Annotated in this window: 12 protein-coding genes; 9 read left to right on the plus strand and 3 right to left on the minus strand. The window is 71.1% G+C overall.

Translation table 11 applies throughout. The annotated features are described in order from the left end of the window. A partial coding sequence (locus KME77_RS07615; protein WP_246609384.1) for an ABC transporter substrate-binding protein occupies positions 1-610 on the minus strand: 610 nt, incomplete at its 3' end. A gap of 227 nt (positions 611-837) precedes the next feature. Here KME77_RS07615 and iolC point away from each other — a divergent pair. The 5 genes from iolC to KME77_RS07640 are packed head-to-tail and all read left to right on the plus strand — an operon-like array spanning position 838 to position 6,377. Further along, positions 838-1,761 (plus strand): 5-dehydro-2-deoxygluconokinase, encoded by a 924-nt coding sequence (iolC, locus tag KME77_RS07620; protein ID WP_219463362.1) that lies wholly within the window; start codon positions 838-840, stop codon positions 1,759-1,761. Continuing rightward, a complete protein-coding gene (locus tag KME77_RS07625) occupies positions 1,758-2,663 on the plus strand; it encodes a Cgl0159 family (beta/alpha)8-fold protein (RefSeq protein WP_219463363.1) in 906 nt (301 codons plus the stop codon). Before iolC ends, KME77_RS07625 begins: the two co-directional genes overlap by 4 nt. Continuing rightward, positions 2,660-3,499 carry a 5-deoxy-glucuronate isomerase gene (gene iolB, locus KME77_RS07630; RefSeq protein WP_219463366.1) on the plus strand — a complete coding sequence of 280 codons (840 nt, stop codon included), beginning with the start codon at positions 2,660-2,662 and terminating at the stop codon, positions 3,497-3,499. Before KME77_RS07625 ends, iolB begins: the two co-directional genes overlap by 4 nt. Continuing rightward, on the plus strand, positions 3,496-5,319 hold the full coding sequence (gene iolD / locus KME77_RS07635; protein WP_219463368.1) for a 3D-(3,5/4)-trihydroxycyclohexane-1,2-dione acylhydrolase (decyclizing): 1,824 nt from the start codon (positions 3,496-3,498) through the stop codon (positions 5,317-5,319). The genes iolB and iolD overlap by 4 nt, the downstream gene beginning before the upstream one ends. 41 nt (positions 5,320-5,360) lie before the next feature. Further along, positions 5,361-6,377, plus strand: a complete 1,017-nt coding sequence (locus tag KME77_RS07640) for an AI-2E family transporter (protein WP_219463370.1) — start codon at positions 5,361-5,363, stop codon at positions 6,375-6,377. On the opposite strand, the gene KME77_RS07645 is transcribed toward KME77_RS07640, so the two are convergent. Next, positions 6,322-6,825: a GNAT family N-acetyltransferase gene (locus tag KME77_RS07645; protein WP_219463372.1), complete on the minus strand. Its 504-nt coding sequence runs from the start codon at positions 6,823-6,825 to the stop codon at positions 6,322-6,324. The two genes, KME77_RS07640 and KME77_RS07645, sit on opposite strands and share 56 nt — an antisense overlap. 18 nt (positions 6,826-6,843) lie before the next feature. Between KME77_RS07645 and KME77_RS07650 the strand changes: the two genes are divergently transcribed. Continuing rightward, the gene (locus tag KME77_RS07650) at positions 6,844-7,497 is read left to right on the plus strand and encodes an HAD family hydrolase (RefSeq protein ID WP_219463374.1); all 654 of its coding nucleotides are present in this window, start codon (positions 6,844-6,846) and stop codon (positions 7,495-7,497) included. After that, a complete protein-coding gene (locus tag KME77_RS07655) occupies positions 7,497-7,922 on the plus strand; it encodes a RidA family protein (RefSeq protein WP_219463377.1) in 426 nt (141 codons plus the stop codon). The genes KME77_RS07650 and KME77_RS07655 overlap by 1 nt, the downstream gene beginning before the upstream one ends. Before the next feature lie 61 nt (positions 7,923-7,983). On the opposite strand, the gene KME77_RS07660 is transcribed toward KME77_RS07655, so the two are convergent. After that, the gene (locus tag KME77_RS07660) at positions 7,984-8,505 is read right to left on the minus strand and encodes a DivIVA domain-containing protein (RefSeq protein ID WP_219463379.1); all 522 of its coding nucleotides are present in this window, start codon (positions 8,503-8,505) and stop codon (positions 7,984-7,986) included. Positions 8,506-8,683: 178 nt separating this feature from the next. Between KME77_RS07660 and KME77_RS07665 the strand changes: the two genes are divergently transcribed. Together KME77_RS07665 and KME77_RS07670 are read left to right on the plus strand one after the other, a co-directional pair. Further along, positions 8,684-9,325, plus strand: a complete 642-nt coding sequence (locus KME77_RS07665; RefSeq protein WP_308250604.1) for an ABC transporter ATP-binding protein — start codon at positions 8,684-8,686, stop codon at positions 9,323-9,325. Positions 9,326-9,353: 28 nt separating this feature from the next. After that, on the plus strand, positions 9,354-9,725 hold a 372-nt coding region (locus KME77_RS07670), incomplete at its 3' end, for a hypothetical protein (protein WP_219463383.1).

Consider the following 9,725-nt stretch of genomic DNA (forward strand, 5'->3'; position numbering starts at 1 on the left):
CGCCCGCGCCCTTGAGCTTGGTCCCCGCGTCGAGGACCTCCTGCCAGCTCTTCGGCTGCCAGTCGGCGGGCAGCCCGGCCTTCTGGAACAGCGTCTTGTTGAAGTAGAGCACCCGGCCGTCGGTGCCGACGGGCAGCGCGTACTTCTTGTCGTTGAAGGTGGCCAGGCCCTGGACGGACTCGGGGATCTGGCTCCAGCCCTCCCAGCTGTCCGCGCCGGCCCCGACGACGTCGGACAGCGGCTTGATGTAGCCCGCCTCGGCGAACTCACCCGCCCAGATGCCGTCGATGTCGATCACGTCCGCGCCCTTGCCTGACTTCAGGTCCAGGGAGAGCTTGGTCTTGTACTGCTCGTCGTCGACGCCGCTGGGGACGAACTTGACCTTGACGTCCTTCCCCTTCGCCTTTTCGGCCGCCTCGAACTTGGGGATCACCCAGTTGGCGACGAAGTCGGCCGCCGCCGCGTTCTTGCCGCCCGCGATGGCGTTCTGCGCGATCGTCAGCTCGATCGTGTCACCGCCGCCGCCGGACGACTGGCCGCACGCGGCGAGCCCCATCGCGGACGCGGCGAGAACCGCGACCACACTCGCCGACCTTTTCCGCAATGCCATGCAACACCATCCTTCACGAGATGACCGGGGGCCAATATGTCATGACATCCATATGACGTAAAGGGCCGCCGATATTACGGAAAGTGTGCCACATGCTGCACCTTTGTCACGCGAGGGTGTCATGAACTCGCAATCGTCCGAGCCTCGGACAATCGGCAACATAGTGGACATCCGCATGTCATGACAATATGCCATAGTGTTGGGCAGGGTCCGTCACTGGAGGTGCGTTGTACGACCTGATCACGTTCGGCCGCTGCGGCGTCGACATCTATCCGCTGCAGACCGGCGTGGGGCTGGCCCACGTCGAGACCTTCGGCAAGTTCCTCGGCGGCAGCGCGACGAACGTCGCTGTCGCGGCCTCGCGCCACGGGCTGCGCGCCGCCGTGATCACCGCGGTGGGAGCCGACCCCTTCGGCGAGTACGTACGTGAGGCCATCCGCGGCTTCGGCGTGGACGACGCCTTCGTGGCCACGATCGAGGGCCCGAGCACGCCGGTGACGTTCTGCGAGATCTTCCCGCCCGACCACTTCCCGATCTACTTCTACCGCGGCGAGCATCCCCCGGACCTGCGGGTCACCCCGGAGTCGCTGGACCTGGCCGCCGTCCGCGAGGCGGCCATGTTCTGGTTCACCGGCACCGGCCTGAGCCAGGAGCCCAGCCGGGCCGCCCACTTCGCCGCGCTGGAGGCCCGCACGTCGGGGCTGACCGTGTTCGACATGGACTGGCGGCCGATGCTGTGGAAGGAGCCCGGGGCCGCCGAGCGGGTCTACCGCGAGGCGCTGCCGAAGGCGAACGTGGCGGTCGGCAACCTCGACGAGGTGGAGGTCGCGGTCGGCACCCGCGACCCGGAGGCCGCCGCGCAGGCCCTGCTGGAGGCGGGGGTACGGGTGGCGGTCGTGAAGATGGGCCCGGAGGGCGTGCTCGCCCGCAGCCGTGAGGAGCAGACCGTGGCGCCGCCGGTCAAGATCGACGTGGTCAACGGACTCGGCGCCGGTGACGCGTTCGGCGGGGCCCTGGCCACCGGGCTGCTGCGCGGCTGGCCGCTGGAGCGTACGATCCGCTTCGCCAACGCCGCGGGCGCGCACGTCGCCGCCCGGCTGGCCTGCGCCGACGCGATGCCCACGACTGACGAGGTGCTGGCACTCCTATGAGCGACGTCACACTGCCCAGGGCAGCCCGCTACGAGCACCTGACCCGGATCCGCGCCAGCAGGCCGGAGGAGATCCCCGCCGCGGCGGCGCGGCGGCAGCGGCGGGGGCTGCCCGCCGAGGGCGAGCGCCTGCTGATCATCGCCGCCGACCACACGGCGCGCGGCGCGCTGGGCGTGCGGGACCGGCCGCTGGCCATGGCCAGCCGCGCCGACCTGCTCGACCGGCTGCGGACCGCCCTGGCCAGGCCCGGCGTGGACGGCGTCCTGGCCTCGCCCGACGTGCTGGAGGATCTGCTGCTGCTCGGCGCGCTGGAGGAGAAGCTGGCCTTCGGCTCGATGAACCGGGGCGGCCTGCTGGGCTCGGTGTTCGAGGCCGACGACCGCTTCACCGGCTTCGACGCGGCCTCGATCGAGGCGATGCGCCTGGACGGCGGCAAGATGCTGTGCCGCATCGACCCCGACGACCACGCGACGGTGACCACGCTGGAGTCGTGCGCCCGCGCGGTGAGCGACCTGGCCGGCCGCCGGCTGATGGCGATGGTCGAGCCGTTCTGGTCCCGGCGCACGGAGTCGGGCGCGCTGCGCAACGACCTGTCGCCGGAGGCGGTGATCAAGGCGATCAGCGTCGCCCAGGCCCTGGGCACCACCTCCGCCTACACCTGGCTGAAGATCCCGGCGATCGCCGAGATGGAGCAGGTCATGGCCGCCACCACGCTGCCCGCGCTGCTGCTCGGCGGCGACCCGCCGGACATCGACGCGGCCCACGCCGACTGGGACCGCGCGCTGCGGCTGCCCGGCGTGCGGGGTCTCGTCGTCGGTCGCGCGCTGCTCTACCCTCCGGACGACGACGTCGCCGCCGCCGTGGACGGCGCGGCCGCACTGGTTGGAGAGGCCCGCCCATGACATACCTTCCGTACGGCAAGACGGCCAGCGGGCCGTGGTCGGTGGAGATCACGCCCTCCCTGGCCGGGTGGACCTACTCGGGCCTGCGGGTCGCGGACCTCGGCTCGGATCCCGTCTCCTTCCACACCGGCGAGGAGGAGATGCTGGTCCTGCCGCTGTCGGGCTCGTGCACGGTCGACGTCGGGTCGCACGCCTTCACGCTGACGGGGCGGGAGTCGGTGTTCGACGACCCCTCCGATTTCGCCTATATCCCGATTTCTACGGATGTGACGGTGGAGGGGGTCGGGCGGATCGCCTTCCCGTCCGCCCGCGCCACGCGGCGGCTGGAGCCCCGGTACGTGCCGGCGTCGGACGTCCCGGTCGAGATCAGAGGCGCCGGCCAGGCCAGCCGCCAGGTGAACAACTTCTGCGCCCCCGAGGTCTTCGACTGCGACAAGCTCGTGGCCGTCGAGGTGCTCACCCCCGGCGGCAACTGGTCCTCCTATCCCCCGCACAAGCACGACACCCCGCACGAGGGGGAGGCGGTGCTGGAGGAGGTCTACTACTTCGAGGTGGCCGGCGAGGGGCTCGGCTACCAGCGCGTCTACACCTCCGAGCGGGGCCAGATCGACACGCTGGCGGAGGTGTCCTCCGGTGACGTGGTGCTGGTCCCCTACGGTTACCACGGCCCGTCCATGGCCGCGCCCGGCTACGACCTGTACTACCTGAACGTCCTGGCCGGTCCCGCCGGCGAGCGGTCCATGGCGTTCTGCGATGACCCGCGCCACGCCTGGATCCGCTCCACCTGGGACGGCCAGGCCATCGACCCTCGGCTGCCGTTCGGGAGGACCTCATGACCCGCTTGACCGTCGCCCAGGCCGTGGTGCGCTTCCTGGCGCACCAGTGGAGCGAGCGCGACGGCGTGGAGCACAAGCTGTTCGGCGGCGTCTTCGGCATCTTCGGCCACGGCAACGTGGCCGGGCTCGGCCAGGCCCTGGCCACCTCCGACGAGGACCTGCCCTACCATCTGAGCCGCAACGAGCAGGCGATGGTGCACACCGCCGCCGCGTACGCGCGGGCCGGTAACCGCCTGTCCACCCTGGCCTGCACCACCTCGATCGGCCCCGGCGCGACGAACATGATCACCGGTGCGGCCGGCGCGACGATCAACCGGCTGCCGGTGCTGCTGCTGCCCGGCGACGTGTTCTCCACCCGTGTCGCCAACCCGGTGCTCCAGGAGCTGGAGGACGCGCGCTCGTACGACATCTCGGTCAACGACTGCTTCAAGCCGGTCTCGCGCTACTGGGACCGGGTCAACCGGCCCGAGCAGCTCCCGTCGGCGCTGCTGGCCGCCATGCGGGTGCTCACCGACCCGGCCGAGACGGGCGCGGTGACGCTGGCGCTGCCACAGGACGTCCAGGCCGAGGCGCACGACTGGCCGGAGGAGCTGTTCGAGCGCCGCGTCTGGCACATCGCGCGCCCCCGCCCCGAGCGGGCCGCCCTCACCCGGGCGGCCGAGCTGATCAAGGCGTCGGCCCGGCCGCTGATCGTCGCCGGTGGCGGCGCGATCTACAGCGAGGCGACGGACGAGCTGCGCGCCTTCGCCGAGGCGCACGGGATCCCCGTCGCCGAGACGCAGGCGGGCAAGGGCGCGCTGCCGCACGGGCACCCGCTCGCCATGGGCGCGGTCGGCGCGACCGGCACCACGGCGGCCAACGCGCTGGCCCGCGAGGCGGACCTGATCATCGGCGTCGGCACCCGCTACAGCGACTTCACCACGGCCTCGCGCTCGCTCTTCGGGCCGGACACCCGTTTCGTGAACCTCAACATCACCGGCTTCGACGCCGCCAAGCTCTCCGGCCACCAGGTCGTCGCCGACGCCCGCGAGGGCCTCGCGGAGCTGGGCGCCGCCTGCGAGGGCTGGGCCACCGACGAGGCCTACCGTTCCCACGCCGCCGAGCTGTCGGGGGCCTGGGACGCGCTCGTCGACGAGGCGTACGCGCTGGACGGCCTGCCGATGCCGCAGCCCGCGGTGATCGGCGCGGTCAACGCCGCGGCCGGCGACGACGGCGTGGTGATCTGCGCGGCCGGATCCATGCCCGGCGACCTGCACAAACTCTGGCGGCCGAGCGGTCCGGGCAGCTACCACGTGGAGTACGGCTACTCCTGCATGGGCTACGAGATCGCCGGCGGGGTCGGCGTCAAGCTGGCCGTGCCGCGGCGCGAGGTGTTCGTCATGGTGGGCGACGGCTCGTACCTGATGATGGCCCAGGAGCTGGTCACGGCCGTCGCCGAGGGCGTCAAGCTGGTCGTGGTGCTGGTGGACAACTCCGGCTTCGCCTCGATCGGGCGTCTGTCGGAGAGCGTCGGGGCGCGGCGGCTCGGCACCTCCTACGCCTACCGCGACGGCGGCCCGCTGCCGGTGGACCTCGGCGCGAACGCGGCCAGCCTGGGCGCCACCGTGCTGCGTCCCGACTCGCTGGCCGACCTGCGCAAGGCCCTGGAGACGGCGCGCGCGTCGAAGGAGACGACGGTGATCCACGTGCGCGCCGACCCGATGATCGACTCACCCTCGTCCGAGGCGTGGTGGGACGTGCCCGTGGCCGAGGGCTCCGAGCTGCACACGGCGTACGCCGCCGAGAAGACGAACCAGCGGCCGCACATCACCCCCACCTGATCGGGTAGGCCCTCACCAGGTTGTGGCCTGAGGGGGCGTCGATGAGACCGTGGAAGTGGCTGGGCTGGATCGCCGTCGTGGCGGTGATCCTCTACTGCGTGTCCGTCGTGCGCACGGTGGTCATCCCGATCATCATCGGGATCTTCATCGCGACGCTGCTGTACCCGGCGGCGCGATGGCTGCGCGAGCGCGGCCTGAACAGGGCGCTGGCCACACTGGCCGTCGCCGTGGGCGGGCTGCTGCTGTTCGCGGGACTGTTCGCGCTGCTGGTGCCGCCCACGATCAGCGGCTTCGCCGAGATGCACACCAGCGTGGGCTCCGTGCTGGACGACATGCACACGCTGGCCGCCCGGTTCGGGATCGACGACCAGCAGCTCATCACCCAGGTCAGGGAGTGGGTGTCGGCGCAGGGCCAGCAGCTCGCGACCGGCGCGCTGGCCGGGGCCAAGACCCTGGGCGAGGTCGTCGTCGGCGCGGTGCTGGCCGTCATCCTGGCCCTGTACTTCACGCACGGTGGCGACCGGCTCTTCCAGTGGCTCGTGGAGCTGACCCCGGCCTCCTCCAGGGAGCGGCTGCGCGACGCCGGCCACATCGTGATCAACGTGGTGGGCCGCTACATCCGCGGCGTGGCCATCGTCGGCCTGGTGGACGGGTTCTTCATCGGGATCGCGCTGTGGCTGCTGGGCGTGCCGATCGCGCTGCCGCTGGCGGTGCTGACGTTCGTGGGCGCGTTCCTGCCGGTGGTGGGGGCGTTCCTGGCGGGGCTGCTGGCGGCCGTGGTGGCGTTCGTGGCCAAGGGCTGGCTGGTGGCGCTGGCCGTGGTGGCGGTGACGGTGCTCGTGCAGCAGATCGAGGGACACGTGCTGGCGCCGCAGGTCTACGGCAAGGCGCTGGACCTGCCGGGCGCGGTGATCCTCATCGCCATCGCCGCGGGCAGCGTGGTGGCTGGGATCACCGGCGCGTTCCTGGCCGCGCCGGTGACGTCGGTGATCGTGGCGCTGCTCAGGGAGCGGATCCCGCCGCCTCCAGAGCCAGCTCCAGCTCCAGCTCGTGCCTGATGGGGATGCCGTCGGACTCCAGGGGGATGGCGGGCTTGAGCTTGCGCGCCCTGTCCACGCCGTGCCGGTGCAACGCCACCAGGTCGAACCCGTAGCGCTGGTAGAAGCGCAGCGCGTGGGTGTTGTCGTTGGTGGTGGACAGCCACAGCTTGCCGGCGCCCAGCTCGACGGCCATCGCCTTCACGGCGTCGAGCAGCGCCGCCCCGACGCCCCTGCCGGACAGGACCGCGTCGATCGTGATGACCTCCACCGCCCCCTCCTTGTACGCATATGTCACCACCCCCGCTAGTTCGTCCCCGTCGAAGGCGACGAACCCCGGCAGCGCCGCCGCGTCGATCACCTCGCCCCGCCCGAGCGCGACCACCGTCGTACCGCCCCAACTGCCGGTCAGCACCTGGGTGACCAGGGTGAGATCGCCTGGCTCTATCGCTCGCGTAGAGATCGCCATGGGCCCATTATGGGAGTCATGCGGTGGGTAACGTTCGACTGTTTCGGCACCCTCATCGATTGGCGGCACGGCATCTCCACCAGCGTCGAGCTGGTGGCCCCCGGGCAGGGAGCGCGGATCCTGGCCGCGTACAACCGGCACGAGCCCGCCATCCAGACCGAGTCACCCAAGATGCGCTACCGGCGGGTCCTGACGGAGTCGCTGCGCAGGGCCTGCGCCCAGGAAGGCGTCCCGCTGAGCGAGGACGACCTGTCGGTGCTGGCCACCACCATCCCCTACTGGCCCGTCTTCCCCGAGGTGAAGCCACAGCTGTCGGCCCTGCGCTCGGCCGGCTGGCGCCTGGCGTTGCTGACCAACTGCGACCGCGACATCATCGGCGAGACACGGCGGCGGCTGCCCGTGCCGTTCGACGCCGTCGTGACGGCCGAGGACGTGGAAGCCTACAAACCGTCGGACGCCCACTTCGACCGGTTCAGCCGGGCGTACGAACCGGACACCTGGGTGCACGTGGCGCAGAGCTACTTCCACGACATGGAGCCCGCGCACCGGCTCGGAATCCCCCGCGTCTGGATCAACCGCCGCGGCGAACGCCCCCCGGACCCGTCGATCCTCCAGGAGACCCTGCCCGACCTGCACGGCCTGCCCGCCGTCGTGGAGAAGGTGGCCCGCTGATGGCCAACGGCTTCAACCCCGCCGGGGTCTGGGCGCCGAACGGAAGGGCGTTCTCGCAGGGCGTCATCCAGGGGCCGGGCAAGGTGGTCCACGTCACCGGCCAGGTCGCCTGGGACGAGCACGGCCACGTGGTCGGCCGGGGCGACATCGAGGCGCAGATGGAGAAGAGCGTCGACAACGTCCGCCTCATCCTCGCCGCCGCCGGCGGCCGGCTGGACGACATCGTCTCGATGACGATCTACTTCCTGCGGCACGAGGACCTGCCGGGGATCCAGCGGGTGCGCTCGCGGCACTTCACCGCCGGGTCGGCTCCCGCCAGCGTGATCATCCAGGTGCCGGGGCTGGTGGCGCCGGAGCTGCTGGTGGAGCTGGTGCCGATCGCCGTGATCCCGCCGGAACGCTTCGTCCACCCGGCTCTTCACTGAGACCTGGGCCTTCACTGAGACCCGGCCCTCCGCTGAGACCTGGGCCTTCGCTGAGAGGGGGTCAGGCCCGCTGCTGCAGGACGTCGGCGATGCCCGCCAGGAACGAGTCCACGTCCGCGATCAGATAACCCGGCCGCAGCAACACGGTCGAGAACCTGACCTCCCGCACGTCCTCGGCCGTCACCGGGTTGTCGGTGGTGCCCCGCAGCGTGGCCACGATCCGGTCCAGGAAGGCGTCGATCTCGTCCTCGTTGTACCCCGTGCCCATCCGCCCCGCCCGGAAGGCCACCCGCTCCACCCGCGCCGCCTGCTGCTCGAACCACTCCTCGCGCAACAGCTCACCGGTCGGCTCGTGCAGCGCCAGCCGTACGGGACTCTTGGTCCGCGTCTCCAGCGCCACCACGAAGGCCTCCAGCGCGAAGTCCACCGCGGTCTCCTGATAGCCCCCGCGCTTGGCCCGGAACGTCGCCCGGCGCACGTCGTCGGCCGTCACCGGCTCAAGATCGCGCGGCCCCCGCCCCAAGGTCGCCTCGATGCGCCCGATCAGGGCGTCCACCTCGACGGGGTCATAGCCTGAACGCATACCCATGACGCGTGGAAAGCGGTTCAAGCTCACTCCTTCTGCGGTCTCGGGCGGTCGCCCCTATATTGTGTGGCCCTTTATGGTCACCATGCGACCTGATCTATAGCGTTATCGCACCATGCGATTGACGAACGTATCTTTCCGTTACCGAAGACGTGATCCTTCCGTCATAGGGGACGTGGATCTCCACCTCGAACCGGGCGACATCGTCGAGGTCACAGGCGTCAACGGAGCCGGAAAGTCCACCCTGCTGCGCCTGCTGGCCGGGCTCACCAGGCCGTCGTCAGGCACGATCACCGAACGTCCCGCCGTGGTCGGCTTCGCCCCCGACCGCTTCCCCCTCGAACAGCCCTTCACCGTCTCCGGTTACCTGCGCCACATGTCCCGCGTCCGCGGCGGCGCCCGCTGGGAGCCGTGGGCCGAACGCCTCGGCATGGCGCACCTGCTCCCCCTGCGGCTCGGCGAGCTGTCGAAGGGCAGCGCGCACAAGGTCGGGCTGACCCAGGCGCTCATGGCCGACCCGGGACTGCTCATCCTGGACGAACCGTTCGCCGGACTCGACACCGACACCCGTGAGACCCTGCCGTCGATCATCACGGAGCTGTCCGAGGGCGGCGCGATCGTGATCGTCAGCGACCACCAGGGCGGCCTGCGCCACCTGCCCTCCATCCGCCACTGGACCGTGATGGACGGCCAGGTCAAGGAGGGGACGGCGGGGCGGCGGGCGACCGTACGCGTGGACCTGCCGGTGGACGAGGTCAGGTCGTTCATGGCCCGGATGCGCGCCGAGGGGTACCACGTGACGGGAGAGCAGGAATGACGGCGATCCTCGCCGAGGCGGAGTTGACATGATCGCCCTGGCCTTCTTCCGCCTCATGGCCTACATCCGCTCCCACCGCGTCTACCAGTCGCTGATGCTCATGCTGGTGCTGATCGCGATCCTGTACGGCAGCCGCGCCCCGCTGGGCTCGGAGACCCCGGCGCTCACGGACGCCGCCGTGCTGATCATCCCGGTCCTGGCCTGGGCCGTCAGAAGCCTGCTCGACACCGAGCCCGACCAGCAGCGCGCCATGTCGGCGATCAGCGTGGGCGGCCGGGCGCGCGAGCTGGGCGCGGGCCTGCTGGCCGCACTCGTGACCTCGCTGACGCTCGTCGCGCTGGCCCTGGGCTGGGGGCTGGCGCTCGGCGTCAGCGCCGTCCCGCCGACCGGCGAGGTCCCC

The sequence above is a fragment of the Nonomuraea rhizosphaerae genome, from assembly GCF_019396405.1.
Lineage (GTDB): Bacteria > Actinomycetota > Actinomycetes > Streptosporangiales > Streptosporangiaceae > Nonomuraea > Nonomuraea rhizosphaerae.

What these genes read in the sequence shown, in the direction of transcription:
- KME77_RS07625 (WP_219463363.1), top strand. Translation starts at nt 1,758, where the DNA reads ATGAGCGACGTCACACTGCCCAGGGCAGCCCGCTACGAGCACCTGACC.
- iolB (WP_219463366.1), top strand. Translation starts at nt 2,660, where the DNA reads ATGACATACCTTCCGTACGGCAAGACGGCCAGCGGGCCGTGGTCGGTG.
- iolD (WP_219463368.1), top strand. Translation starts at nt 3,496, where the DNA reads ATGACCCGCTTGACCGTCGCCCAGGCCGTGGTGCGCTTCCTGGCGCAC.
- KME77_RS07640 (WP_219463370.1), top strand. Translation starts at nt 5,361, where the DNA reads ATGAGACCGTGGAAGTGGCTGGGCTGGATCGCCGTCGTGGCGGTGATC.
- KME77_RS07645 (WP_219463372.1), bottom strand. Translation starts at nt 6,825, where the DNA reads ATGGCGATCTCTACGCGAGCGATAGAGCCAGGCGATCTCACCCTGGTC.
- KME77_RS07650 (WP_219463374.1), top strand. Translation starts at nt 6,844, where the DNA reads ATGCGGTGGGTAACGTTCGACTGTTTCGGCACCCTCATCGATTGGCGG.
- KME77_RS07655 (WP_219463377.1), top strand. Translation starts at nt 7,497, where the DNA reads ATGGCCAACGGCTTCAACCCCGCCGGGGTCTGGGCGCCGAACGGAAGG.
- KME77_RS07660 (WP_219463379.1), bottom strand. Translation starts at nt 8,505, where the DNA reads ATGCGTTCAGGCTATGACCCCGTCGAGGTGGACGCCCTGATCGGGCGC.